Genomic DNA, 25,925 nt, shown 5'->3' with positions numbered 1-25,925 from the left:
GGCCCGCTCAGGCCACCGCCGCCTTCAGCCCCAGCGCCGGGTGCAGCCGGTCGATGGCCGCAATCTCCGCCCGCAATTCCGCGATGATCCAGTCGCGGATCTCGCGCACGATCGGCCGCGCCGGCCGGTTGCGCGGCGTCAGCAGCACGCAGAGACGCTCGCCGATGGTCAGCCGGTCTGCCGCGGGAACCAGCGCACCTGACATCAGGGCATGGGCGACGACGGTGATCCAGCCGAAGGCAATGCCTTGCCCCAGCAGAGCCGCCTGCACCACCACCGCATAGTCCGAGAAGGTCAGCGCCTTGATAGGCCCTGCGCGCCCGGTGTCGAAGGGCGCATACTGGCTCGCCCAGTCGGAAGGAGAATCCGTCAGCTGGATCACGGTGTTGCCGCTGGCGGCCGGTTCGGCGGCGCCCGGCTCGCAGCGATAGCCCGGGCTGCACACCGGCAGCATGACTTCGCGGACAATCAGCGCCTCGGCCGGAACAGGCTCGTCGGTCGCGACGAAGCGCATGCCGAGATCGACATTCTCGACCACGCCGCGGAGCGACCCAGCGATCATCTGGAAGCGCAGATCGACGCTCGGGAAGCGCTGTTGGAAGCGATCCATGCGCGGCATCAGCCAATGCGTCGTGAAAGCGGATGACACCGAGATCGTCACCGTCTCCTTGCCACCGCGCAACTGCTCGACCTCGCGCAGGCCGGCCTCGATGCTGCGGAAGCCGTCGGCGACGCGCCGGTAGAGGATTTCGCCCTCGGGCGTGAGCACCGCACCCTTGCCGCTGCGCTCGAACAGGCGCAGGCCGAGATAGCTCTCGAAGCGCGACAACATCCGGCTCACCGCGGGCTGGGTGACGTTCAACTCATCCGCCGCCCGCGTGAAACTGCCGCTGCGCGCCGCCGCTTCGAAGACGAAGAGCGCATTGCTCGAAGACACCATGCGTCGCAGCTCAGACATGACATCAAGTTATGTTTCTCCTGATTATTTGGCAATTGCCGCCATTGGGTGAAATCCCGTTTGATGGCCCTGTCGAATGCAGCTTGCGGTGATGGGCACACAGAGGTCCGCACTGTCGGCGGATCGGTCAAAAGGCCAGCCCCATAAGAGCGACTTATGGTCGGGCCCGAGATCGGTCTTTGCCCACGCGCTTGCGCGGTGTCGCTGTATCGCAACGGGAGCAGGCAATGGCGAAGAGTGGCGGCGAACGCGTCGAGATCCGGTCTGCCAGCAAGATCTACGGATCGGTGCGGGCATTGGACAACGTCTCGCTCGACATCGCGCCTCAGGAATTCGTCTCGCTGCTCGGCCCCTCCGGCTCAGGCAAGACGACCCTTCTCGGCATCCTCGGCGGCTTCATCCAGCCCTCAGCCGGAACCATCCTGTTCGGTGGCCGGGACGTCACCTTCACGCCGCCGCACGAGCGCGACATTGGCATCGTCTTCCAGAACTATGCGCTCTTCCCGCATATGAGCGTCGGCGAGAACGTCGCCTTCCCCTTGCGGGCGCGCCGCCTGCCGAAATCGACCTATGCCGAGCGCGTCAAGGCGGCGCTCGCGATGGTCGATCTCGCCGGCTACGAGGAACGCGGCATCGGCCAGCTCTCGGGTGGCCAGCGCCAGCGCGTCGCGCTCGCACGGGCCATGATCTTCGAGCCACGGCTGATCCTGATGGACGAGCCGCTCTCGGCTCTCGACAAGCAGCTCCGCGAGACCATGCAGATCGAACTGCGCCAGCTCCACAAGCGGCTCGGCGCCACAATCATCTACGTCACCCACGACCAGCGCGAGGCGTTGACGATGAGCGACCGGGTCGCGATCCTCAAGGACGGCAAGCTCGTCCAGATCGACAAGCCCGAGCGCCTGCACGACCACCCCGCCAACGCCTTCGTGGCGAGCTTCATCGGCGAGGCGACGCTACTGCCGGTTGAGCGCCTCAGCGGCGACAGCGTCTCGCTTGGCGGCGCAATCCTCAGGACCAGCCGCCCGCTTCCGCCCCAAGGCGACCTCGTGCTGGCGATCCAGACCGAGAAGCTTCTGATCGAGGACGGCACCAACTCGCCCGAGCGCAACCGCTTCTCGGCCCGCGTCACCGACATCGTCTTCCAGGGCGAGAGCCTTCGCGTCTTCCTGGCGCTCGAGGACGGCACGCCGCTCAGCCTGCGCCAGCCCAGCCATTACGAAGCAGCCCGCCGCATCCCTCCGATTGGCGAGACCGTCCAGATCAGCCTCCACCCGCAGGACACGATCATCGTGCCGAAGGCAGACGGCTGACGTTCCGCCATCGGCTTCCCGACCTGTTCAGCCACAAGAGAAATCGACCATGGCTCTCAAAGACTTCAAGGTTCTCACATTCGACGTCGTCGGCACGCTGATCGATTTCGAGAGCGGCGTCCTGAACGCGGTCCGCCGCATCGGCGGCGCGGCCGCCGCCAAGCTGACCGACGACGAGATATTCGGACCTTATCTGAAGGGACGCGAGCTCAATTACGATCGCTCCAGCGAGGCGATGAAGCGGGTCTATCTCCACCTCGCTCCCGAACTCGGACTGCCCGCCGACGAGGCTTCGGCCGATTCCTTCCAATACGCCATCCTGCAGCACCCGGCCTTCCCGGATTCCGTCGAGGCGCTAGCGCGGCTGCGCAAGCATTTCCGGCTGGTCGCGATGACCAATGCCGACCGATCGACCTTCGCCTTCTATTCGCACACACTGGGCAACCCGTTCCACGACAGCGTCACCGCCGACGAGGCTGTTCATCCCAAGCCTGATCCGCTGTTCTTCGCCTTCAACCGCGGCCGGCAATCCGCCTTTGGCTACAAGCAGGAGGAGATCCTGCACGTCGCCCAGAGCCAGTATCACGACATCGGTGTCGCGAAATCGCTCGGCTACACCACCTGCTGGATCGAGCGGCGCCAGGGCCAGAAGGGCTTCGGCGGCACGCCGGCCGTACCCGAACTGACCAAGCCGGACTATCATTTCCCGACCCTGGCGGCGCTCGCCGACGCGGTCGAGGCCGGAGCCTGAGCCCTTGAGCAGCGCCCCCGCCTGGCAGTCGCTGGAGGCCGCCCCCTCGCTATGGGGCGCGACGGCGACGCCATTGCGCGCGCTGCCAGCCTTGGCAGGCGATGCCCAGGCCGATGTCGTCATCATCGGCGCCGGCTATACCGGCCTGTCAGCGGCGCATCATCTCGGCGAAAGCGGTCTGTCCCCGATCGTGCTGGAGGCCAACCGCCCCGGCTGGGGCGCGAGCGGCCGCAACGGCGGGGTCATCACCGCGAAGTTCCGCTTGTCCTTCCCAGCCATCGCCGCCGCCCACGGCAAACCGATGGCCAGGCGCATGTACGAAATCGCGCTGGAGGCCACCGACATCGTCTCGGAACTGGTCGAAACCCATGGCATCGCCGCCGCGAACCTGACCCGTTCCGGCCAGGTCAAGGCAGCCCACAACCACGAGACGCTGGCCTATGCGGTGAAGGAAGCCGACTGGCTGCGCACCGAACTGGGCGACACCACTATGTCTGTGCTCAGTGCGGAGCAGGTTCGCGAGGAGACCGGCTCGTCCGGCTTCGTCGGCGGCGTGCTGAATGCCGGCTCCGGCGGCATTCACCCGCTGAACTACCTGCACGGACTGACTGAGGGCGTCGCCAAGCGCGGCATTCCGATCCATGCCGAAACGCCCGCCTTGCGCCTGCGCCGGGAGGGCGACGGCATCCTGGTCGAAACGCCCGGCGGCATGGTTCGAGCGAAGCAGGCGATCATCGCCACCAACAGCTATTCCGACCTGACGCCGGCGACGAAAGCCTATCAGCGCACGCTAATCCCCTTCCGCAGCGCGATCATCGCGACGGAAAAGCTCTCGCCCAATCTCGCCGCCAGCGTGATGCCGACGCGGCGCACCTACACCGAGACCAAGCGGATGATGCGCTGGTTCCGCATGGTCGATGACCGCATCGTCTTCGGCGGGCGCGGCGCCTTCGGCAAGACCGACTCGCCGGCCGCATTCAAAACCCTGCGCAAGGCGATGGTCGGCATATTCCCGCAGGTCGCCGATATCAGCCTCGCCTATCGCTGGTCGGGGCTCGTGGCGATGACGCTCGATTCCGTGCCGCATGTCGGCCGCATCGACGACCGGGTCATGCTCGCCATGGGCTACAATGGCGCGGGCGTCGCGATGTCGAGCCTGATGGGGCGCTATCTCGCAGCCTTCGCCCGGGGCGAGCGGCCAGATGTCGGCCTGCTCGACGCAAGCCGCATGCGGACCGTGCCGTTCTACCCGCTTCGAGAGCCGGCCGTCCGCATGGTCGCCGGCTGGTACCAGTTTCTAGACGCGATCGGACGGTAGCTTCGAAGATCCGATCCAACAACAGGGGATAAGAACCATGCCGCAAAGACGCCTGACCTTCCGGACCGCCTGCGCCACTGCCGGCCTGTCCCTGGCTCTGCTGAGCCCACTCTCCGCCCAAGCCGCCGAACAGATCATGTTCGTCTCGCAGGGCGGCGCCTACCAGAAGGCGCAGACCATCGCGATCCTCGATCCATCAGCCAAGAAGCTCGGCATCACCATCAACCAGGACAGCGTGCCGGACGCCTGGCCGATCATGCGTTCGCAGGTCGCCACGGGCAAGCCGAGCTGGGACGTCGTCGATGTCGCCACCAATTTCTGCCTGCGCGGCGGCGAGCAGGGCATCCTCGAGAAGCTCGACTTCAGCAAGATCCCCAACGCAGCCGCGATGCCGGCGGAATATCGTAGCGACTATTCGGTCGCCTACGAGTTCTATTCCAGCGTCATGGGCTACAGCCTGAAGAAATTCCCCGATGCGGCGACAGCGCCCAAGACCTGGGCCGATTTCTGGGACGTGAAGAAGTTCCCCGGCCGGCGCTCGCTGCGCAACAACCCGCTCGCCACGCTGGAAGCAGCCCTGATGGCTGACGGCGTCCCGGCCGACAAGCTCTACCCGCTCGACGTCGACCGGGCCTTCAAGAAGCTCGAGGAGATCAAGCCGCACATCACGGTCTGGTGGACCTCGGGCGCCCAGTCCGCCCAGCTTCTCAACGACGGCGAGGTCGACATGGTGATGGCCTGGAACGGCCGCATCTCAGCGCTGACGAAGGAAGGCGCCAAGGTCGCCTACACCTACAACCAGGGCATCCTGCAGAGCACCTCGCTGTGCGTGCTCAAGGGCGCCCCGAACCTGCCGACCGCGATCAAGTTCCTCAACGAGGCGGTCGATCCCGTGCATCAGGCCAATCTGCCGCTGCATATCGACTACGGCCCGGCCAACCCCAAGGCCTACGACACCGGCGTCATTCCCGCAGCCCGCGTCGGCGAACTGCCGAGCGCGCCGGCAAACGCCAAGGTCCAGGCCCTGATGTCCTATGCCTGGTGGACCTCGGCCGCCGGCGAAGCCGCCGAGAAGCGCTGGCTCTCCTTCGCGCAGAAGTGAGCCGCTCATCCATCCCCGCGCCGTCATCCCGGACGTAGCGCAGCGAGATCCGGGATCCATGCCTGAGCGCAGGACAGTGATGTTCAGGAATGGATCCCGGGTCTCCCTGCGGTCGCCCGGGATGACCGGAGCGAGAGAAATTCGGTGGGTAGGAAAGACACCATGAGCGTCATCGACCCGTCCCTCCGATACCGGCGCCGCGAGCAGGGGCTGATGCTCCTGCTCGCCTCGCCTGCGGTGATCGTCATCGTCGCCCTGGTGGTGATCCCGGTCGGCTGGCTGATGACGCAGTCGGTCTACGACAACGGCTTCACGCTGGAGCACTACCGCCGCATCTTCAGCGAGGACATCTACTGGCGCAGCTTCACGCTGACCTTCCGCATCGCGCTGATGGTCACGGTGCTGACGCTGATCCTGGGCTACCCCGTCGCCTATGCCGCCGCCCATGTGAAGCGGCCCTGGGACGTGCTGATCCTGAGCTTCGTCATCCTGCCGTTCTGGACCAGCGTGCTGGTGCGCGCCTATGCCTGGCTCGTCCTGCTTCAGCGCACCGGCGTGACCAACCAGATGCTCGAACGCTTCGGGCTGATCAGCGAGCCCCTGGCACTGGTCCATAACGAGCTCGGCACGGTCATCGCGACCGTGCACATCCTGCTGCCCTTCATGGTGCTGCCGCTCTATTCGACCATGCAGAAGATCCCGCGCGAACTGATGCTGGCCGGCGCCAGCCTCGGCGGCGGTCCGCTGCACACATTCCTGCGCGTCTTCCTGCCGCTGTCGCTGCCCGGCGTCGTCGCCGGGCTGACGCTGGTCTTCGTGCTGACGCTGGGCTTCTACATCACGCCGGAGCTGCTCGGCGGCGGCCGCACCATCATGATCTCGATGGTCGTGAGCCGGAATGTCGAACTCTACAACCAGTGGGGCGCGGCCAGCGCCGTCGGCGTCGTGCTCTTGGTCGCGGTGATGGCGGTCTTCGCGCTCGTCGGCCGCATCATCCCGCTCGACAAGATGCTGGGGCAGAAGTGATGAAACAGCCGCTTCTCCCTCGCCTGCTCTTCGGCGCCTTCGTCGGCTTGGTGCTGATCTATCTGATCCTGCCGCTGCTGATCATCGTGCCAATGTCGTTCTCGGCGACGCGCTTCCTGACCTTCCCGCCGCCGGCCCTCTCGCTGCGCTGGTACGCCGAGTATTTCGGCAATCCCAACTGGATGCAGGCGACGCGGATGAGCCTGCTGATCGGCGTGCTGACCGTCATCGTCGCGACGCCGCTGGGGACGGCTGCCGCCTACGCCATCAGCAATTCGCAGACGAAGCTGATGCGCTCTCTGCACATGATGCTGATGCTGCCGCTGATCGTGCCGATCATCATCATCGCGATCGGCATCTTCTTCATCTACGCCAAGCTCGGCCTGATCCAGACGCTGACCGGGCTCGTCCTGGCCAATGTCATGCTCGGTCTGCCCTATGTCATCACTTCGGTCGTCGCCGGCCTGCAGAGCTTCGACAAGACGCAGGAGATGGTGGCGCGCAGCCTCGGCATGAACCGCTTCCGGGCCTTCCTCACGGTGACGCTGCCGCAGATCAAAGCCAGCGTCTTCGCCGGAGGAATCTTCGCCTTCATCTCGGCGATCGACGAGACCATCATCGCGCTGTTCGTCTCGGGCGGGCAGTACCAGACTTTGACCAAGCGCATGTTCACCGCGCTGCGCGACGAGATCGACCCGACCATCGCCTCGATCTCGACCCTGCTGACGGCGGCGTCGTTCATCCTGGTGCTGCTGGCGACGAGTGGGCAGAAGCGGACGGCGCAGTAGCCCTCACGCGCGGACCCGAGGCCGCGTGCAGATGCGCTCCGGGGAGGCGGCTGGCGTGGCTTTCGAGAACCGGAGCGGAGCGGACGTCATGTCCGTGAGCACCGGAAGCGCAGAAAGCTGCGTCAGACGTCCGCCCGAGTAGCATCTGGACACGGCCTCAGTGCCGCCAGTCCTGATAGCGGTAATACATTCCGACGAACGGCAAAAACCAAGGCGGGCCGAAATGGCCGGGCACCACCGGCCAGTCGAGCCCGGCCAGCGGGTTCGCGGCCGCGTCGCCGCCCATCACCCGGGCCATGATCTGCCCCATATGCACCGACATCTGCGTGCCGTGGCCGCTATAGCCCAGCGCGTAGAAGACGCCGTCGCGCTCACCGGCGCGCGGCAGGCGGTCGGCGGTCATGTCGACCAGTCCGCCCCAGCAATAATCGATCCCTATGCCAGACAATTGCGGGAAGAGTTCGAGCATGCGCGCCTTCAGGATCGCGCCGCTCTTGGCGTCCGAAGTCGGGCTCGACAGGGCAAAGCGCGCCCGGCCGCCGAAGATCAGCCGGTTGTCGGGCGTCAGCCGGAAATAGTTGCCGATATTCATTGTCGTCGTCGCCGTGCGGCGCGTCGGCATGATCGAGGCCGCAAGCTCCGCTGACAGCGGCTCGGTCGCAATGATGAAGCTGCCGACCGGGACGATGCGCCGACGCAGCCAGGAAAACGGCCCCTGCCGCGATGCTCCCGTCGCCAGAAGCACCTGCCCAGCCTCCAGCGTGCCGCGCATTGTCACGACGCGATGCGCCTGACCGGCCAGCCGCTCCAGGCCGGTCACGGCTGCGTTCTCATGGATCGCGGCTCCGGCCCGAGCCGCCGCCTCGGCCAGCCCGACGCCGAAGCGACCCATATGCATATGGGCGCCGCGCGGAAAGACGAGCCCGCCATGGAAGCCGTCCGAGCCGATCTCGCTGCGGATATCGTCCGGCTTCACCACGGCCAGATCAGGCTCGACCGTCGCCTGCAGCAATTCGGCGCTCTTCTGCAGCTTGGCAAAATGGGCCGGCTTGGCCGCGAGCTTGATCTTGCCGGTGCGGATGAAGTCGCAGTCGATGCCTTCGCTGGCGACCAGCGCCTCGACTGTGTCCACGCCGGCGTCGAAGGCGCGGTAGAGCGCGCTGGCACGCTCGATGCCGAGGCTGGCGGCGAGGCTTCCCAGATCATGCGCGAGGCCGTTGTTGCAATGCCCGCCATTGCGGCCCGAGGCTTCGCCGACGACGCGCCCGGATTCCAGCACGGCAACGCTCGCGCCGGCCTTCGCCAGCGTGCGTGCCGCCGACAGGCCGGTGAAGCCGCCGCCGACGATTGCGACATCGACCTTGCCTTCGATCGGCACTGACGAGGCGGACGAAAACCGCGGCGCGGAGTCCAGCCAATAGGGTTCGAGCTTCATCGCAGGGCAGCCTCGGCGTCGCAGGTCGGGAAACGGGCGCGTTGCCCCTCCGCCGGCCACGGGGACCGAAGCGCCGCAGGGGCCAGACCTCGCAGCTTGCACCATCCTAAGCCCATGTATTGTATGAATTATGCTATTCTCGAACGGTCCCGGCGCGCCTATAGTCGGGCATCCTTCCCCATGAGGCCAGACGCCTTGGCTTACAACACGGCAAAGCGCCGACTCGGCTACGAGATCGACATCCGGCCGATGAGCGAAGCCGATCTCGGCCAGATGCATCAGCTGTCGATCGGCGTCGGCTGGCCGCATCGGCCGGAGGACTGGCGGCTCGTCATGAGCGTCGGCCGGGGCTTCGTCGCCTGCGACACGATCGGCCGGGCGCTTGGCTCGGCGATGTGGTGGCCCTTCGGCGAGAGCTTCGCGTCAGTGGGCATGGTCATCACCTCGCCGCGCCTGCAAGCGCAGGGGGCCGGCCGGCAGTTGATGGAAATCATCTTCGAGCAATCCGGCGATCGCGACCTGCGCCTCAGCGCGACGAAGGCCGGCTATCGCCTGTATCGCTCGCTCGGCTTCGAGCCGATCGGCCGGATCTTCCAGCATCAGGGACGCACCGTAGTGCTACCAGCCCCCGCTCCGGCCATGCCCGGCCTCAGATCCGCTGTCGCGGCAGATCTCGATGCACTCGCGCGCCTCGACGCCAGCGCCTATGGCGCCGACCGCAGCCGCGTCATCGCGGCGCTGATGGCGGCCTCGGTCGGGACGGTCGTCGAACGTGACGGTGAGATCGTGGGTTTCGCACTCTGTCGTGCCTTCGGACGCGGCCATGTCGTAGGCCCGGTCGTGGCGGAGGACGACGATATGGCCGTCGCCCTGGTCACCCCCCATGTCGAGGCCCATCAGGGCAGCTTTCTTCGGGTCGACACGGCGCAGGAACAGGGCCGCTTCGGGGGATTCCTCGAATCCTGCGGCATGACGATCTTCGATTCGGTCACGCCGATGATCCGGGGCCGCCATCATGCTCCGAGCGGCGCGGCGCGGACCTTCGGCCTTGCGACACAAGCTCTGGGTTAACCAGCGCGCTCTTGAGGGTGTTTGAAAATCTGCTGGGGCGAGTGGGCTGGCGTCGCAATCCAGAACCGGAGCGCAGCGGACTTTCGTCCGTGAGCACCGGAAGCGCAGAAGACGGCGTCAGAACGCGGCTCCAGCGGATTTGCAAACGCCCTCAGACGTCGAACAGCACCGGCAGCGGGTAGCCCGGCTTCTGGATCGGCGACTTGATCACGACGTAGCTGAAGTATTTGGAGATGCCGATATTGCGGTCGAGCAGGGTCTCGATCAGCGACTGGTAATGCGTCAGCCCGCGCGTCACGAACTTGATCAGGTAGTCGTAGCCGCCGCTGACCATATGGCATTCCACCACCTCGTCGACCCGGCGCAGCGCCGTCTCGAAGCGGATGAAATACTCCTTGGTGTGGTCGGCCAGCGTGACCTCGGTGAAGACCGTGATCGTCTCGCCGAGCTTCTGCAGGTTGATCGTCGCGCAATAGCCGGAGATGAAGCCGGCCTGTTCGAGCCGCTTGACCCGGAGAAGGCACGGGCTCGGCGACAACCCGACCGCATCGGCCAGGGTGACGTTGGTCATCCTGCTGTTGCCCTGCAGTTCAATCAGGATTTTCATATCGATGCGGTCGAGCCGCAAGCCCGGTGTCACGACGAAAGCCTCACCCCAACGCCCGCCGCCCCAGGCCCGGGGATGGGCCGCAGCGCTCGCGACAACCTAGACGGTTAGCCGCCTTCGGCAAAGCAAGGATCACGCCGCCTTCACGCCGCTCTGGCGGTCGCCAGCGCGGCCTGGACCTCCGGAAGGTCCAGCATGTCGTCGAGCGTCTGGCGCAGACGCGAGACGATCAGGTCGATCTCGCTCTCGCTGCAGCACAGCGGCGGCGCCAGCCCGATGATGTCGTCGGCAAAGGCGCGGAAGATCACGCCGTTCGCATAGCCGCGCGCGAACAGATGGTCGGCGAGCTTGACGCTGCGCGGGAACTTCTCGCGGCTGCCCTTGTCGGCAACAAGCTCGATACCCGCGAGCAGGCCGCGCGCCCTGACCTCACCCACGAGCGGATGATCGGCGAGCGTCGCAAGCCTTGTCTCGAAATAGGCGCCGACGCGCTGGCCGTTGGCGAGGATGCCGCCCTCGTCATAGAGCCGGAGCACTTCGAGCGCGACGGCAGCCGAAACCGGATGGCCGGAATAGGTCTGGCCGTGGCCGACCGGCCCGCCCTCGGGCGCATTGTCCTTGATGCCGCGATAGATCTTCTCGCCGATCGCGAGCGCGCCCATCGGCGCGTAGCCCGAGGTCAGGCCCTTGGCCATCGTCATCAGGTCGGGCACCACGCCCTCGGCGTCGCAGGCGAACATCGGGCCGGTACGGCCGAAACCGGTGATGACCTCGTCGGCGAGGAACAGGATGTCGAGCTCGGTCGCTGTGTCGCGCATCGCCTTGAGCCAGCCCTTCGGTGGCACGATGACGCCGCCCGAACCCACGACGGGCTCGCAGAAGAAGGCGGCGACATTATCGGCGCCGAGTTCCTCGACCTTGGCGCGCAGCGAGGCGACGCTGGCCGCGATCACCGCCGCGTCGTCGGAGCCGGTCGGGTTGCGATAGGAATAGGGCGCCGCGACGTAATGCTGGACATGCGCCGGAAAATCGAAATTGGCGTGGAAGGCCGGTAGCGCGGTGACGCCGGCGCCCGTCGAGCTGGAGCCGTGATAGCCGCGTTCCAGCGAAATGATCGCCTTCTTCGTCGGCCGTCCCGTGACGTTGTAGTAGAACTGGATCAGGCGCAGCGCGCCGTCGATGGCGTCCGAGCCGCCGAGCGAGAAATAGATGTGGTTGAGATCGCCGGGCGTGATCTCGGCGAGCTTCGCGGCAAGCAGGATCGTCGGCTCGCTGCCGAAGCTGAAATAGCCGGTCGCATAGGGCAGTTCGCGCATCTGCGCCGCCGCGGCCTCGACGATGCTCTCATGGCCATAGCCGACATTGACGCACCAGAGCCCGGCAAAGCCGTCGATCAGCTCATGGCCGTCCGCATCGGTGATGAAGGCGCCCTTCGCCGACTTCATGATGGTGACGCCGCGCGTCTCATGGCCGGCCCAGTTGGCGACAGGGTGGACCCAGTGGCGGCGGTCGAGGGCTTCGAGCGAATTGACGGTCATGGTGGACGATCCTGCTGGAGGTTGTCGATTTCGTGAGCCCGCGCCGTTCAGGCAGCGTTCTGGACACGGGGTTCGGGCAAGGCGTGCGGCTCGGGCAAGGCGCGTCGGGGCGCAGCCTGATTCAGCTCGCGCAGGTAACGCCCGGGGGTGATCCCGCAGATGTTTTTGAAATGGCGCGAGAAATGGCTCTGGTCGAAGAAGCCCGCCTCCGAAGCCGCCAGCGCCATCGGGACGCCCTCGCGCAGCAGCAGCTTGGCATGGCCGATGCGGCGGTGGCAGATGAAGCGATGCGGCGTCAGGCCGACCTGTCGCCGGAACACCGTCACGAACCGGCAGACGCTCAAGCCAGCGAGTGCCGCAAGCTCCTCGAGATAGATCGCATCGGTGAAGTTCCGCTCGATATGGCCAAGCGCGCGCGCGATGCCCTGCCCGGCACGCTGCGGCAGCGCCGTTCCACTCGCGGCCATGGGCTCGTACAGGGCTGCTTTGCGCAGGACTCGCTCGTGCAAGGTTCGCTCATGCATGGACCGCTTCGACCTCCGCAGACGGCGTCTTCGCCTCGGCAAAGGTTAGAACGGCCGGCACGACCATCGGCACGGCCTTGACGGCCCGCCATGACATCCCCTGCCCTATTGGCCGCCCCCGGCGGCAGATCATGCTTCGGCGGGGTGGCGCGCCTGGGGCTGCAATGGCTGGGCCTCAATAGCCCCGCTTGCGATCGACCAGACCGATCAACGGCTCGCCGGCGTGGTGACGGCGCAGGTTTTCCAGCACCACCTCCACAGCCGTCTCCGGCTGGGTCATGCTGGCGATATGCGGCGTGACCAGAACGCGCGGATGGCTCCAGAGCGGATGGCCCCTGGTCAGCGGCTCCGGCGTGGTGACGTCGAGCCACGCCGCCGAAATCTGGCCGCTGTCGAGAGCGGCCAGCAGCGCATCCTGGTCGAGATGCCCGCCGCGGCCTGTATTCACCAGCTTCGCCCCCCTCGGCAGCTGCGCGAAGAGCTCGGTGCCGAGCATGCCGCGCGTCTCGTCGGTCAACGGCAGCAGGCAGACAAGGATGTCGGTGCGCCCCAGGAAGTCCGGCAATTCCTGGGCGCCCGCGAAGCAGGTCACGCCCTCGATCTCGCGGCGCGAGCGGCTCCAGCCGGCGATCTGGAAACCGAAATTGTTCAGCATCGTGCAGCAGGCCTCGCCGAGCATGCCTAAGCCCAGCACGCCAACGCGGCGCGTCGCCGCCGGGCGCACCCGGATCTGCTTCCAGATCTCGTCCCGCTGCTGGGCGACATAGTCGATCAGGTCGCGATGCAGGCCCAGCACGGCCATGGAGACGTATTCGACCATGCCATCGACGATGCCGGGCTCGACCATACGGACCACCGGGAGGTTCGGCGGCAGTCTCGACAGGTCCAGATGATCGACGCCTGCGCCGACCGAGATCAGCAGCTCCAGATTGGGGAACTGCGTCATCAGGTCGTCGGGCGGCATCCAGGCGGCGAAATAGCGGATATCGACGGGATCGCCGATCTCCGGCCAGATCCTGAACGACAGGTCAGGGGCCTTTTGCGCCAGGATCTTCGCCCATTCGGCACCGCGCGACGGGTCGGACTTGTAGAGCAGTGCCATGGTAACCTCTTCGATCAGCCAAGAGCCTGGCTGGCCGGCGCATGCAACTGCACCGGGCCCTGCGCGAGCGGCAACGTGCCCCGCACCATGCTCGTCACGCCGTCCACAGCTTTCAAGCCGCACGACACGAGCCAGTCCGAAAGCGCAGAGTCTGCAGGAAGATCGATGCGCAGGAACTCGCCCTGCCGCCCTTGCAGCCAATGCGCCACCAGCACCCTGGCATCCGCGTCGCCCTCAGCAACAACCGGGCCGACGACGAAGCCGCGGCCGAAGCGGCGCAGCATGCTGAAGCCGGCCGGTTTGCCGCCGCGCTCGAGCACGACGCCATCGCCGCGCTCCATCACGGCGCGCAGCAAGGCCCCGCGCGGCAGGCCCGTCGCGGCGTGGTCGAGCCGCTCCAGCGCCGGCAGATCGGAGGCCCACGCAGAGCGAAGCACTGCCCCCTCGTCGAGCGATGGTGCCGCGACCGCGAGAACCTTGCCATGGTGCTGGCGGATGCCGCCGCCCCACGCCACGAAGCCGGAACGCTCATAGAGGGGCGTGCCGGCAACCGTCGCGTTCAGCAGGAGCGAACGTCCTTGCGTCTGCGCGAACAGCGCTTCCATCAGGCGCCGCCCGAGCCCGGCACCCTGATGCTCGGGAGAAACGACGATCAGGCCGAGCGTGGCATGCGTGTCGCCATAGGGCCACCAGGACGCCGTCGCGACAATCTCCGAGCCGAGGCTGATGACGACGCCGCCACCCAACCCGATCGCCATCTCCCAATCTTCGACCCGGTGCGGCCAGCCGACGGCTTGCGACAACGCCATGCAGGCCGCAGCGTCGCCAAGGGCGATGTCACGGAGCACCGCGGGCTCCCGAAGCAGGTTGTCGGACATCAGGCCCCGGCCTCCTGCACGACATAGAACTTGGCGACGTGAACCCGGCTGTCCCAGGCGCAAGGCGCGCCCTGCGGAACGAAAACGGTATCGCCTTGCCCGACCGTGAAGACGGTCCCGTCCTCAGCCGTCAGATCGACCGAGCCTTGCAGGATATGCATCAGTTCGCTCAGCTTGTGCGGACGCGAGACCCGGGCATAGGGGGTCGAATCCCACAGCCCGGCGCGCAGGTTCGAGCCTTCCTCAGTGAACGCGTTGAAGCTGCGGCAGGCGGGAGCGGGTCCGATCAGGACTTCGGCCGGCGGGGCGGCCGATGGTGCAAGCGCGGCATCTGCATCCAAGAGAGTCACGCCCGGCGCGGCCACCGTCCCGGCGGTCCCGGCATAGAAAGCCCAGCGCGTGCCGGCCGCCGCCTCGATCCGCAGCCGCGTGCCACACGCCACGACCACGCCGCCGCCCGGCGCAACGGTATGCGCGGACGCCCCGTCGATGGACAGCGTCAGTGCGCCGGCCAGCACGATCATCGTTTCGGTATGAGGAAACGACTCGACATCGACCACGCCAGCGAAACCGACGCGGCCTGCTGCGGCAGCCGGGATCGCCCAGGCCACCTCGCGACCCGCAGCGAACGGATCGGCAGGGCCCAGCGTCGCGCCAGCGATCGATGGCGGCAGCGACGCGCCGGAGGCGCGATCCAGCATCACAAGCGCTGGAGCTGTCGGCGGCGAGACAGTCATGGGTATCGCAGTCATGGCGTGGCGTTCGATCGTTTCGTTTCGGAACGCTATGCCGCTAAGCCAAACCCGGCCCGCTGGATTGGACTATCTTTTCGGATGCGCGAGCCGACGGCTTCAACGCATCGGCGGTGCGTAGAGCACGCCACCCATGTTCCAGAGCTGGTTCAGGCCGCGCGGGATGCCGAGCTTGGAGCTGACGCCGAGATTGCGCTCGTAGATTTCGGCATAGCTGCCGGTCGCCTTGACCGCGCGCACGGCCCAGTCCGGATCGAGCCCGAGCGCCTTGCCGAAGCCGCCCTCAGCGCCGGTGAAGCGCCGCACATCCGGCTTCTGCGATTTCAGCGCGTCGTCGACATTCGCCTTGGAGATGCCGAGTTCCTCGGCGTTGACGAGGGCGTAGTGAACCCATTTCACGACGTTGAACCAGGGGAAATCGTCATTGCGCACGACCGGGCTGAGCGGCTCCTTCGAAATCACGTCGGGCAGCACGACCGCGTCAGCCGGCTTCGTCAGCCGCAGACGCTCGGCATAGAGCGCCGACTGGTCGCGGCTCAGCACGTCGCACTGGCCGGACTGGAAGGCGGCGAAGGCGTCCGCCGCATTCGGGAAGGCCTTTTCCTCGTAACTCATCGAATTGGCGCGGAAGAAATCGGCGAGATTGAGCTGCGACGTCGTGCCGGACTCGACGCAGATCTTCGCCTTGTCGAGCGAAAGCGCCCCATCGACGCGAAGCGAGCGCTTCGCCAGGAAACCCTGCCCGTCATGATAGGTGATGCCTGCGAAGGCGAGGCCGAGTTCCGCCTCGCGCCCGAGCGTCCAGGTCGAGTTGCGCGAGAGCAGATCGACCTTGCCCGACTTCAACGCCTCGAAACGCTGGCTGGCGGAGAGCGGCGTGAAGCTCACCTTCTGCGGATCGCCCAGCACCGCCGCGGCCAGGGCGCGGCAGAAATCGACGTCAAACCCGCTCCAGTTGCCCTGGGCATCCTTGTCCGAGAAGCCGCCCAGCCCCTCGCTGACGCCACAGGCAAGCGTGCCGCGCTGCTTAACCGTCTCGAGCATCCCCGCACCAGCCGGCGCTGCGAAAACGACGACCAGCGCCCCGGCGGCGGCGACGCCGCGCATCCGCCGGCCAACCCATGAAGCCTTCGACATGGCTATTCCCCCGTTCGATGCCGTACCTGTGCCGGATGTCGCCTTACAGCGTCGCCTTGTGGCGGATGATCACCTTGGTTCCGAGCGGCACCCGCTCGTAGAGATCGGCGATGTCGCCATTGGCGAGCCGGAAGCAGCCCGACGAGATCGCCTCGCCGATGGTTTCAGGCTGGTTGGTGCCGTGGACGCGGAAGACCGTCGAGCCGAGATAGAGCGCCCGCGCGCCCATCGGATTGCCCGGTCCGCCGGCCATGAAGCGCGGCAGGTAGGGCTGCCGCTGCAGCATCTCCGGCGGCGGGCGCCAGTCGGGCCATTCCGCCTTGCGGCTGACCTGGACCTGGCCGGACCACTGGAAGCCCTCGCGCCCAACGCCGATGCCATAGCGCAGCGCGCGGCCATTGCCCTGCACGACGTAGAGGAAGCGCTCGGCCGACTGAATGATGACGGTGCCGGGCGGTTCATTGGAGCGAAACAGCACCATCTGACGGGCGAAGGGCCCCTCGGTGATGCTGACCTCCTCCGTCGAGACCCGGCCTGGCTCGTCGCCGATATCCATGGTTTCCTGCACGGCAGCCGGCGGCCGCGGCTGGGCCAAGACCGTCTGCGTGATCGACAGGGCGGCGACAAGTGCCCCTGCGAACAATCCCGCCCGTGCGGGCGTCGTCATCCTGGATGTCATGTCTGTCCTCCCCCGCTCAGCGGCAGCGCACATAAATGAAGGTGCCGTAGCGGCGATGCGCATCGGGATCGACGAAGCGCATCACCAGCATCGAGCCCGTCGCCGACAGGATCTCGCGGTCCTGCAGATCGCCGGGCGGCGCCTCGAAGCCGAGATAGGTGCGCCCGCCCGGCCCGGCCTTGAGCCTGAGTTCATAGAGCTTGGGGTCGTCGGCGACATGCATCATGACACCGTCTTCGGGGCCCTTTGTGATGACATAGGGCTGGCTGCAGCCGGCGCTGGCCTGCGCCTCGGTGCGCTTGCGGTCCTTCTCGGTATGGAAGGAGGCGATGCCCCAGCGGCCGATCAGCTTGTCCGGGCCGATATTGCTCGGTGCGGTGATCGCGGCGGCGACCTGTGTCTGCGCGGCGCGCTCACCATCGCCGCTGGACAGGCAGCCCGCGAGCGCGAGGCCAGCGCCGATCGCAGCGAGCGGTCCGAAAGCGACCCGTCGATGTCGCTGAGTGCGTTTGCTGGCCACGGTCCACCCCCAAAATTTCGCGCTGTTGCTCGCGCCGCTCCGGTCAATCGCCAGGGAATTAGCGCATGGTTCCAGCCGCGGGGCAATCGCAGCCGCGGCCCGGGCCGCGACCCTCGGTTCTTCGTAGGCGCCGTCTCTCGCTGGAGCAGGCGAGAAACCCTGTCGCGCTGCCGCCGATCGGGAGCCGCGACCGACGGCGAACTCGCCAAAGTCGCGCGCAGGAGACCTGCAAGGCCTTATCGGCCTCCCGGCACGGATGATGCTAGCCTGTCACGGCAGCGCCGGTGCCTCCTTCAGAAACAGGCATGGCGATCCAGCAGCGAGGCTTGGACATCGACATGCCGGTTCCATCGCACAGCGTCTCTCGTCCCGCTTTCCACAGACCGATCCTGCTGTCCGGCCGCGTCCCGGCAGGGCGGAGCGGCGCATGAACGATCTCAAATGCCTGGAGACCTTCGTCTGGGTCGCGCGCCTGGGCGGGTTTCGGGCCGCCGCCGCCCATCTCAACACCACCCAGCCCTCGATCTCGGCCCGCATCGACCAGTTGGAGAGCCATTTCGGCACCGTGCTGTTCGGACCGCCGCAACGGCGCACGACGCTGACCCGCGAGGGCACGGTGCTGCTGGAATATGCCGAGCGCATGCTTTCGATCATGACGGAGGCCCGCGCCGTCGTCTCGCGTGCCGACGCGGTGCGCGGCGTGCTGCGGCTCGGCGTCGCCGAGACGCTGGTCCACAGCCTGATGCCGAAGCTGATTTCGGTGATCAACGCCAACTATCCCGAACTCGTCGTCGACATGGTGGTGGACACGACCAATGTGCTCTCCGAACAGCTTCTGCGCGGACAGATCGATCTCAGCATGCAGGTCGGCCCCCTCGCCGATCCGCGCGCGGTCAACCAGCGCCTCTGCCACCTGCCGCTGGGTTGGGTCGTCAGCCCGGAGCTTCCGATCGGCGACGGCCCGCTGACGCTGGCGCGGCTGGCGCAATGGCCGATCATCAGCTTCTCGCATTCGAGCCCGCTGGCGGAGGAGATCAAGCGGGCGCTCGCCGGCGAAGGACGCGAGCAGGTCAGGCTCTGGGGCAGCGCCTCGCTGACGATCATGATCCGCATGGCGCTCGACGGCATGGGAAGCTGCATCCTGCCGCTGGCGCTGGTGCGCGAGGAGATCGAACGCGGCCGCCTGCGCCGGGTCGAGGTCGAGGGCGTGAGCCTGCCGCCCAACGGTTTCCAGGTCGCCTATCTGCGCAAGCCCAACAACTTCCTGGCAGCGCTGGTGGCCAGGCACGCCTGCCAGATCGGCAAGACGCTGGAGGAACGGACGCGGCCTGATCGCAATTTCCGATCACCCCGATCCAAAAACACAATTCGACAGTCCGGGGCCAATGGCCTTCAAATCAACCTCTGAGAACGGCCCGAACGGCGCTCCGGGAGGAGACCGGGCAAAGGGAGGGCCGTCATTTCAGGATAGGAATCGCCGATCACAGGCGAGCTGGGGAGCGAGACAGCCATAAGCGCGGGGCCATCAGGGGAAATATAACAACCGAGGCTCACAGCGATGAAGAAGAGCATTTTGATCGGGGGAGCGCTGCTTGCGTCTCTCGCGGCATCCGGCATGGCATCGGCGCAGACCGCCTTGCCGAAATTGACGATCTCGGCGGTGACGCAGCCGCTGCCCACCAGCGCGCAGTTCACCCTCGTCGATATTCCCTTCCTGCGCGAGGGGCTGCCCAAGGCCTCGAACGGCCAGTTCACGGTCCAGCTTTCCTCCCATGCCGAGCGCAATCTCGGCGGCGCCGAGATCGTCCGTCTCGTCCGCTCCGGCCAGGTCGATATCGGCGCCGGCACGCTCTCCACCCTGTCGGGCGATGTGCCGCTGCTCGACGGCATCGATCTCTCGGGCCTGAGCCCCGACATCGGCATGGCCCGCAAGATCGCCGATGCGATGTTGCCGCTCGCCAACAAGGAACTCGAGCGCTTCAACACGCGCCTCGTGATCACCTATCCGTTCCCGGCTCAGGTGCTGTTCTGCCGCCAGCCCTTCACGACGCTATCCGACCTCAAGGGCCGCAAGATCCGCACCTTCGGCAATTCGCTGGTCGATCTCGTCCAGACCATCGGCGGCCAGCCGGTCTCGATCGGCTTCCCCGAGGTCTACAGCGCGCTGGAACGCGGCGTCGTCGATTGCGCCGTCACCGGAACGGGCTCCGGCGCCGCCGCACGCTGGCCGGAGGTCGCGAGTCACATCTCGGACCTGCCGCTGTCCTGGGCGGTGGCCGGCTACATGGTCAATGTCGCCTGGTGGAACAAGCTCGACGCCGGCACCAAGACCCTGCTGGAGAAGACCTTCGCCGAGATGACCGACGCGCTCTGGAAGCTCGGCGATGCCGCCACGCGCGACGGCATCGACTGCAACATCGGCAACAAGGACGCTTGCAAGATCCACTCGCTCGCCGCCAAGCCGATGGTCGAGGTCAAGGCGAGCGAGGCCGACAAGGCGCTCGTGCGCCAGATCATGGAGAGCACGGTCCTGCCCGGCTTCGTCAAGCGCTGCGGCGCCCGCTGCGGAACCGTCTACAACGAGGTCATCGCGCCGATCTCGAAGGTGGAGTTCAAGCCTTGACCGGGGCGGCCGCCGGGGCCACCGCCCCGGCGCCGCTGCGCTTCGCCCGGGCCTTGCGCAAGGGCGTCGATCGCGCGGCCACCGGCATGGCCTATCTGGCAGGCTGGAACTACGTCCTCTGCGCCCTCTTCATCACCGCAGACATCGTCGGCCGCTCGGCCTTCGGGGTCTCCAGCGCCGCGACCGTCGAGATCAGCGGCTACATGCTGGCCTGCGGCATCTCCTGGGCGCTGGCCCACACTTTGGCCGAGCGCGCGCATATCCGGGTCGACATCCTCGTCAACCGCATGCCGCTGCGCCCGCGCGCCCTGATGCACCTGCTCGCTTTGGTCCTTCTGGGACTGTTCTCGGCCTTCCTCGCCTGGGCCGGCCTCGACCTCCTCCAGGAATCGATGATGTTCGACGCCCATGACAACAGCGCCCTGCATATCCCGATGGACATCCCGCAGGGCATCTGGGCCTTCGGGCTGGCGGCCTTCCTCGTGATGATCGCCGTGCTCATGTTCGAGGCCGCGCTGGAACTGTTCTGCGGCCATTACGACGAGATCGTCGCACTGCTCGGCGCCCGCAGCATCGACGACGAGGCGGAAGAGGCTCTCGAAGCCGTCGCCATGTCCCGCAAGGAGACGGTGGCATGATCGCGATCACCTTCCTGCTCGGCCTGCTCGCGCTGGTCTTCTTCGCGGCCTCGGGCGGCCAGGCCCTGCCGATCGCGGAAATCCTGGCGCTGGTCGCGATCTTCATCGTCTTCTTCGGCGCCGGCGTGCATATCGCCGCGGTGCTCGGCATCCTCGCCGTCCTGACCGGCCTGATGTTCTCCGACCGGCCGTTCTGGGGCTTCGCAGGGCAGACCTTCTGGGGACCGTCGAGCAACTTCGTCCTGATCGCGGTGCCGCTCTTCCTGCTGATGGGCGAGATCCTGCTGCGCGCCGGCCTCTCGGACCGGCTCTACAAGGCCCTCAATGTTTGGCTGAACCGCCTGCCCGGCGGGCTGCTCCACACCAACATCGCCGCCTGCGCCCTGTTCTCGGCGATCTCGGGCTCTTCGGTCGCGACCGCCGCGACGATGGGCTCGGTCGCCCTGCCCTATTTCGAGGGCACGAAATACAATACGCGCATGGTGCTGGGCTCGCTCGCGGCGGGTGGCGCGATGGGCAATTTGATCCCGCCCGGCATCACCTTCATCGTCTACGGCCTGATCACCGAAACCTCGGTCGGCGCGCTCTATATCGCGGCGATCATCCCCAGCGTCATCGTCACCGCCTTCTTCGTCGCGATCATCGTGATGCACGGCCTGCGCAACCCGATGGAGAAGCCGCCGGCGCTGCCGCTCATAGTCAAGCTCAAGGCGCTGTCGGACCTTGTCCCCACTCTCGTGCTGATCGTTCTGGTGCTCGGCTCGATCTATGCGGGCTACGCCACCCCGACCGAAGCAGCCGCGCTCGGCGTCGTCGGCGCCGCGGTCTTCGCGCTGATCGAGGGCCGGCTGTCCTTCGCCATGGTCCATGCCTCGGCGCTGACCACGGCGCGCAACACGGCGCTGCTCGGCCTGATCATCATGGGCGCCTATCTGCTCAACTACGTGCTGACCATCATCAACGTTCCCCAGGCGGTCGCGGGCATGATCGCCAACCTGCCGGTCCCGCCCTGGGCGATCATGCTGGCGATCGTCGGCATGTATTTCGCGCTCGGCACCTTCATGGAGGGCTTCTCCATGATCATCACCACGGTGCCGGTGGTGTTCCCGATCGTCGTCGGCCTCGGCTACGACCCGATCTGGTTCGGCGTCATCGTGACGATGCTGGTCGAGATCGCGCAGATCAGCCCGCCCGACGGCACAGTGATGTATGTGCTCCAGGGCATGCGACCGAAAGGCGGACCGATCACCGACGTCTTCGCCGGCGTCATGCCCTTCCTCGCCGCCTATCTGCTGGCGGTCGGCGTGCTGATGATCTGGCCCGCCACCGCGCTCTGGCTGCCGGCCCTGATGCGCTGATCGCAAGCTTCACCTCTCATCGCCCGATCTTTCCCGCGCTCGTCATGACGACTGGAGAAACCGTGACTGCCTCTCCCTTCATCCGTATCGGCATCGACATCGGTGGCACCTTCACCGATCTCCAGATCCTGAACGAAACCACCGGCGCGCTTGCCAGCCTGAAGACGCCGACGACGCCGGAGGATCCCTCGATCGGCCTGCTCATCGGCTTGCAGCAGGCAGGCGAGCGCTTCGGCTTCTCCCTGCCCGACATCCGCATCCTGCTGCACGGCACGACCATCGCCACCAATGCCGTGCTCGAACGCAAATTCGCCGCCGGCCTGCTGATCACGACGGCCGGCTTCGAGGATGTCCTCGAGATCGGCCGCCACAACCGCCGCGACATCTACAGCGCCCGCCAGAAGCGGGCGGAGCCATTGATCCGGCGCGACCGGCGCCTCGGCGTGGTCGAACGCATGCGCGCCGACGGCACCATCGAAACGCCGCTCGATCTCGCCGCTTTGGACGCTCTCGCGGCACAGATTGCGGCAGCCGCCCCCGCCAGCATCGCGGTCTCGCTGTTGAACGCCTATCGCAACGATGCGCATGAGAAGGCGCTCGCCGGTTGGCTGGCGCAGCGCTTCCCGGAGATTCCCGTCTCGCTCTCCTCCGACATCAGCCCCGAGATCCGCGAATTCGAGCGGACCTCGACCACGGTGCTGAACGCCCTCCTGCTGCCGGTCGTCGGCAATTATCTCGACCGGCTCACAGCCCGCCTCGCCGAGGCGGGAATCGGCGCGCGCCTGCTGCTCGTGCAGTCGAATGGCGGCGTCTGCAGTGCCGATGTCGCCAAGCGCCAGCCGGCACGTCTCCTGCTCTCTGGCCCCTCCGGCGGAGCGCTCGCCACGCTCCGCATGGCGCAGGCGCTCGACCGGCCCAACCTGCTCGGCGTCGACATGGGCGGCACCAGCTTCGACGTCTGTGTCGTCCGCGACGGCACGGTCACCCAGATGACGCAGGGCGAGATCGACGAACTGCCGGTGCGCCTGCCGATGATCGAGATCCGCACCATCGGCTCCGGCGGCGGCTCGATCGCCTCGATCGACGAGGCCGGGCGCCTGCGCGTCGGTCCGCGCAGCGCCGGCTCACGCCCGGGACCGGTCTGCTACGACCGTGGCGGCACGGAGCCGACCGTCACCGACGCCAATCTGGTCATGGGCCGGCTCGACCCACGCTATTTCCTCGGCGGCGCCATGAAGCTCGATCTCGACGGCGCCCGCAGCGCCATCGAGACCAAGGTCGGGCAGCCGCTCGGCCTCTCGATGACGGCAGCCGTCGACGGCATGATGACCGTGACCAACACCAGCCTCGCCGCCGCCGCGCGCCTCAGCCTGTTCGAGAAGGGGCTCGACCCCCGCGATTTCAGCCTGGTCTCCTTCGGCGGCGCTGGCGGACTGCACGCCATCCCCGTCGCCGAGGAACTCGGCGTCTCCGAGGTGGTGTTCCCGGCGGACGCCTCGACCTTCTCGGCCTATGGCATCCTCCATTCCGACATCGTCCATGACCTCGCCCGCAGCCGCGTCATGCCGGCGACGGCCGGGAGCCTGCCCCAGATCGCGACCATGCTGGCCGAGCTGAGGACGCAGGGCGAAGCACAACTGATCGCGGACGGCGTACCCGTCGAGGCGCGCCGCTACGCCGTCTCGGCCGACCTTCGCTACAAGGGCCAAGCCTCGGAACTGGTCGTGCCATGGGCGGATGCGGAGGCAACGGAGGAGGCGCTGGCCCGCGTCATCGCCGATTTCCACGAAGGCCACGCCCAGCGCTTCTCCTATGCCGATGAGAATGCGGCCGTCGAGATGGTGGCGCTGCGGCTCGCGGCCGTCGGCATGCTCTCGGGCGGCACCGCAAGCGCCGCGACCGCTCCAGCCTCTGGAACCTCCGAGGCGATGGAGACGCGGCCTGTCCTGCTCGATGGCGCCTGGAGCGACGTCGCCGTGTTCCGCCGCAGCGCGCTTGCCGGCGAGATCGTCGGCCCCGCGCTCGTCGAGGAGGAATACACCACGATCCTGCTCACCGTCGGATGGGCCTGCGCGCCCGGCCCGATGGGCACCCTGATCGCCCGCAAGAACTGACCGGGAGACGATGATGACCGCCATCGCAATGACCGCCACCACGTCCCTCGCAGCAACCGCCGATCTCGGCCCCGTCACCATCGAGGTCCTGCGCAACGCCTTCACCGCCACGGCAGCCGAAATGGACGTCACCGTCTGGCGCACCAGCCGCTCGACCATCGTGCGCGAGATGCTGGATTACTCCACCGCCGTCTTCGACCGCGACGGCTACAACATCGCCCAATCGGCCCGCATCCCCGGCCATCTCAACTCGATGAGCGCCGGCCTGCTGACGATCGTACGCGACTTCCTTCCGCTCGACCAATGGGCGGAGGGCGACGTCGTCATCACCAACGATCCCTATTGCGGCGGCCAGCACATCCCAGACATCCTGGCCTACCGCCCGGTCTATGTTGAGGGCCAGCGCATCGCCATCGTCGGCACGCTCTGCCACCATCTCGACATGGGCGGCATGGCGGCCGGCAGCTATGCCGCGACCGCGACCGAAATCTTCCAGGAAGGCCTGCGCATCCCGCCGCTCAAGCTGGTGCGCGGCGGCGTGATGAACGAGGACGTGCTGGCGATGATGCGCCAGAACGTCCGCCGGCCCGACATGCTGATGGGCGATCTGCAGGCGCAGCTCGCCTCGCTCGCGGTCGGGCACGGCACGATGCAACGTCTGGCCGCGCGCTTCGGGCCGGCAACCATCGTCGAGGTCTGCAAGCGCCTGCTCGACGGCTCCGAGCGCGCCGTGCGCGCCATGATCTCGCGCATTCCCGACGGGCGCTACAGCTTCGAGGATTTTCTCGACGATGACGGCATCGTGCCCGAGCCGATCCGCATCCACACCGCCATCGAGGTCAGGGGCGAGGAGATGACCGTCGATCTCTCCGGCTGCGGCAAACAGGCGACCGGCCCGATCAACGCCACCCTCGCCTCCTCGGGTTCGGCGATCTACTACGCGGTGATGGCGATCGCCGACCGCGACATCCCCGCCAATGCCGGCTGCTACCGGCCGGTCACGGTGATCGCGCCCGACGGGCTGATCGTCAATCCGTCCCACCCCGCCCCCGTCGCCAACCGCGTCGCGGTCGCGCACCGGCTGGCGACGACGATGTTCGGGGCGCTGCACCAGGCCGTGCCGGGGCGCGTGCCGGCGGCCTATTACGGCGTCTCCTACGTGTGCTCGTTCCAGACCATCGGCGAAAGGGGCGAGCGCGGCGTCCTCGTCGAGATCGAGATCGGCGGTACCGGCGCCTATGACGACCAGGACGGCCTGAGTGCCTATTCCTACGGCATGCACAACAATGCCTCGATCCCGATCGAGATGATCGAGGCCGACGTGCCGCTGACCGTGACGGCCTATGGCCTGATCGACGGATCGGGCGGCGCCGGCCGCCATCGCGGCGGGCTCGGCCTCTTCCGCGAATGGCGTGTGGACAGCCCTGCAGCCGTCTTCACCGCCAATCTCGAGCGCTTCAAGTTCCAGCCCTACGGCCTGGAAGGCGGTGAGCCCGGCCGCGCGGGCAAGCTCTGGCTGATCCGCAATGGCGAGCGGCAAGCGCTCGGCTCGAAGATCAACAACCTGCCGCTCGTGCGGGGCGACATCATCCGCCTCGAAACCTCCGGCGGCGGCGGCTACGGCCCGCCCAGTGAGCGCAACCCGGCGGGGCTGGAGCGCGACCGCATCTGCCGCTACGCGGGGTGAAACGGC

General features: G+C 67.0%; 24 protein-coding genes. 13 read left to right on the top strand and 11 right to left on the bottom strand.

Annotated elements, in window-relative coordinates:
• Window positions 1-7: 7 nt before the first annotated feature.
• Window positions 8-958 (bottom strand): LysR family transcriptional regulator, encoded by a 951-nt coding sequence (locus AC1DYU_RS08490; RefSeq protein WP_158484730.1) that lies wholly within the window; start codon window positions 956-958, stop codon window positions 8-10.
• Window positions 959-1,185: 227 nt separating this feature from the next.
• On the opposite strand from AC1DYU_RS08490, the gene AC1DYU_RS08485 reads away from it, so the two are divergent.
• From AC1DYU_RS08485 to AC1DYU_RS08460, 6 genes are all read left to right on the top strand, one after another.
• Window positions 1,186-2,271 carry an ABC transporter ATP-binding protein gene (locus AC1DYU_RS08485; RefSeq protein WP_476791238.1) on the top strand — a complete coding sequence of 362 codons (1,086 nt, stop codon included), beginning with the start codon at window positions 1,186-1,188 and terminating at the stop codon, window positions 2,269-2,271.
• Window positions 2,272-2,320: 49 nt separating this feature from the next.
• Complete coding sequence (locus AC1DYU_RS08480; RefSeq protein ID WP_476791237.1) at window positions 2,321-3,022, top strand: HAD-IA family hydrolase; 702 nt, start codon at window positions 2,321-2,323, stop codon at window positions 3,020-3,022.
• A 4-nt stretch (window positions 3,023-3,026) separates the two neighbouring features.
• Window positions 3,027-4,340 carry an NAD(P)/FAD-dependent oxidoreductase gene (locus AC1DYU_RS08475; protein WP_476791236.1) on the top strand — a complete coding sequence of 438 codons (1,314 nt, stop codon included), beginning with the start codon at window positions 3,027-3,029 and terminating at the stop codon, window positions 4,338-4,340.
• A 37-nt stretch (window positions 4,341-4,377) separates the two neighbouring features.
• Window positions 4,378-5,442: an ABC transporter substrate-binding protein gene (locus AC1DYU_RS08470; RefSeq protein ID WP_158484726.1), complete on the top strand. Its 1,065-nt coding sequence runs from the start codon at window positions 4,378-4,380 to the stop codon at window positions 5,440-5,442.
• Between the two features lie 162 nt (window positions 5,443-5,604).
• Window positions 5,605-6,468, top strand: a complete 864-nt coding sequence (locus AC1DYU_RS08465) for an ABC transporter permease (RefSeq protein WP_476791235.1) — start codon at window positions 5,605-5,607, stop codon at window positions 6,466-6,468.
• Entirely contained in the window at window positions 6,468-7,256 is a 789-nt protein-coding gene (locus AC1DYU_RS08460) for an ABC transporter permease (RefSeq protein ID WP_476791234.1), read from the top strand. Before AC1DYU_RS08465 ends, AC1DYU_RS08460 begins: the two co-directional genes overlap by 1 nt.
• Before the next feature lie 157 nt (window positions 7,257-7,413).
• On the opposite strand, the gene AC1DYU_RS08455 is transcribed toward AC1DYU_RS08460, so the two are convergent.
• Window positions 7,414-8,691 carry an NAD(P)/FAD-dependent oxidoreductase gene (locus AC1DYU_RS08455; RefSeq protein WP_476791233.1) on the bottom strand — a complete coding sequence of 426 codons (1,278 nt, stop codon included), beginning with the start codon at window positions 8,689-8,691 and terminating at the stop codon, window positions 7,414-7,416.
• A 195-nt stretch (window positions 8,692-8,886) separates the two neighbouring features.
• Between AC1DYU_RS08455 and AC1DYU_RS08450 the strand changes: the two genes are divergently transcribed.
• Window positions 8,887-9,762 (top strand): GNAT family N-acetyltransferase, encoded by an 876-nt coding sequence (locus AC1DYU_RS08450; RefSeq protein ID WP_476791232.1) that lies wholly within the window; start codon window positions 8,887-8,889, stop codon window positions 9,760-9,762.
• A 151-nt stretch (window positions 9,763-9,913) separates the two neighbouring features.
• Here AC1DYU_RS08450 and AC1DYU_RS08445 read toward each other — a convergent pair whose 3' ends face one another.
• The 9 genes from AC1DYU_RS08445 to AC1DYU_RS08405 all read right to left on the bottom strand — a co-directional run bounded on the left by AC1DYU_RS08445 (window position 9,914) and on the right by AC1DYU_RS08405 (window position 17,499).
• A complete protein-coding gene (locus AC1DYU_RS08445; protein WP_476791321.1) occupies window positions 9,914-10,390 on the bottom strand; it encodes an Lrp/AsnC family transcriptional regulator in 477 nt (158 codons plus the stop codon).
• A 122-nt stretch (window positions 10,391-10,512) separates the two neighbouring features.
• Window positions 10,513-11,907, bottom strand: a complete 1,395-nt coding sequence (locus AC1DYU_RS08440; protein ID WP_476791231.1) for an aminotransferase class III-fold pyridoxal phosphate-dependent enzyme — start codon at window positions 11,905-11,907, stop codon at window positions 10,513-10,515.
• Window positions 11,908-11,954: 47 nt separating this feature from the next.
• Window positions 11,955-12,374: a helix-turn-helix transcriptional regulator gene (locus AC1DYU_RS08435; RefSeq protein ID WP_476791230.1), complete on the bottom strand. Its 420-nt coding sequence runs from the start codon at window positions 12,372-12,374 to the stop codon at window positions 11,955-11,957.
• 232 nt (window positions 12,375-12,606) lie between these two features.
• Window positions 12,607-13,533, bottom strand: coding sequence for a 2-hydroxyacid dehydrogenase (locus tag AC1DYU_RS08430; RefSeq protein ID WP_476791229.1), 927 nt, complete (start codon window positions 13,531-13,533; stop codon window positions 12,607-12,609).
• 14 nt (window positions 13,534-13,547) lie between these two features.
• Window positions 13,548-14,411, bottom strand: a complete 864-nt coding sequence (locus AC1DYU_RS08425; protein ID WP_476791228.1) for a GNAT family N-acetyltransferase — start codon at window positions 14,409-14,411, stop codon at window positions 13,548-13,550.
• A complete protein-coding gene (locus tag AC1DYU_RS08420; RefSeq protein WP_476791227.1) occupies window positions 14,411-15,163 on the bottom strand; it encodes a cupin domain-containing protein in 753 nt (250 codons plus the stop codon). The genes AC1DYU_RS08425 and AC1DYU_RS08420 overlap by 1 nt, the downstream gene beginning before the upstream one ends.
• A gap of 99 nt (window positions 15,164-15,262) precedes the next feature.
• Window positions 15,263-16,270, bottom strand: a complete 1,008-nt coding sequence (locus tag AC1DYU_RS08415) for an amino acid ABC transporter substrate-binding protein (RefSeq protein ID WP_476791320.1) — start codon at window positions 16,268-16,270, stop codon at window positions 15,263-15,265.
• Between the two features lie 73 nt (window positions 16,271-16,343).
• Window positions 16,344-16,979, bottom strand: coding sequence for a L,D-transpeptidase (locus AC1DYU_RS08410; protein ID WP_476791226.1), 636 nt, complete (start codon window positions 16,977-16,979; stop codon window positions 16,344-16,346).
• Window positions 16,980-16,995: 16 nt separating this feature from the next.
• Window positions 16,996-17,499 (bottom strand): hypothetical protein, encoded by a 504-nt coding sequence (locus AC1DYU_RS08405; protein WP_476791225.1) that lies wholly within the window; start codon window positions 17,497-17,499, stop codon window positions 16,996-16,998.
• 427 nt (window positions 17,500-17,926) lie between these two features.
• Here AC1DYU_RS08405 and AC1DYU_RS08400 point away from each other — a divergent pair, with 427 nt between their 5' ends.
• The 6 genes from AC1DYU_RS08400 to AC1DYU_RS08375 all read left to right on the top strand — a co-directional run bounded on the left by AC1DYU_RS08400 (window position 17,927) and on the right by AC1DYU_RS08375 (window position 25,919).
• Entirely contained in the window at window positions 17,927-18,907 is a 981-nt protein-coding gene (locus AC1DYU_RS08400) for a LysR family transcriptional regulator (RefSeq protein ID WP_476791224.1), read from the top strand.
• Window positions 18,908-19,057: 150 nt separating this feature from the next.
• Window positions 19,058-20,122, top strand: coding sequence for a TRAP transporter substrate-binding protein (locus AC1DYU_RS08395; protein WP_476791223.1), 1,065 nt, complete (start codon window positions 19,058-19,060; stop codon window positions 20,120-20,122).
• Window positions 20,119-20,760 carry a TRAP transporter small permease gene (locus AC1DYU_RS08390; RefSeq protein WP_158484713.1) on the top strand — a complete coding sequence of 214 codons (642 nt, stop codon included), beginning with the start codon at window positions 20,119-20,121 and terminating at the stop codon, window positions 20,758-20,760. Before AC1DYU_RS08395 ends, AC1DYU_RS08390 begins: the two co-directional genes overlap by 4 nt.
• Entirely contained in the window at window positions 20,757-22,118 is a 1,362-nt protein-coding gene (locus tag AC1DYU_RS08385) for a TRAP transporter large permease (RefSeq protein ID WP_476791222.1), read from the top strand. Before AC1DYU_RS08390 ends, AC1DYU_RS08385 begins: the two co-directional genes overlap by 4 nt.
• A 62-nt stretch (window positions 22,119-22,180) precedes the next feature.
• Window positions 22,181-24,232, top strand: a complete 2,052-nt coding sequence (locus AC1DYU_RS08380; protein WP_476791221.1) for a hydantoinase/oxoprolinase family protein — start codon at window positions 22,181-22,183, stop codon at window positions 24,230-24,232.
• Window positions 24,233-24,245: 13 nt separating this feature from the next.
• Window positions 24,246-25,919: a hydantoinase B/oxoprolinase family protein gene (locus AC1DYU_RS08375; protein ID WP_476791220.1), complete on the top strand. Its 1,674-nt coding sequence runs from the start codon at window positions 24,246-24,248 to the stop codon at window positions 25,917-25,919.
• Window positions 25,920-25,925 lie beyond the last annotated feature (6 nt).

This window comes from Allobosea sp. P2_B12, from assembly GCF_056404835.1.
This window is presented reverse-complemented; position numbering and strand designations above follow the sequence as displayed.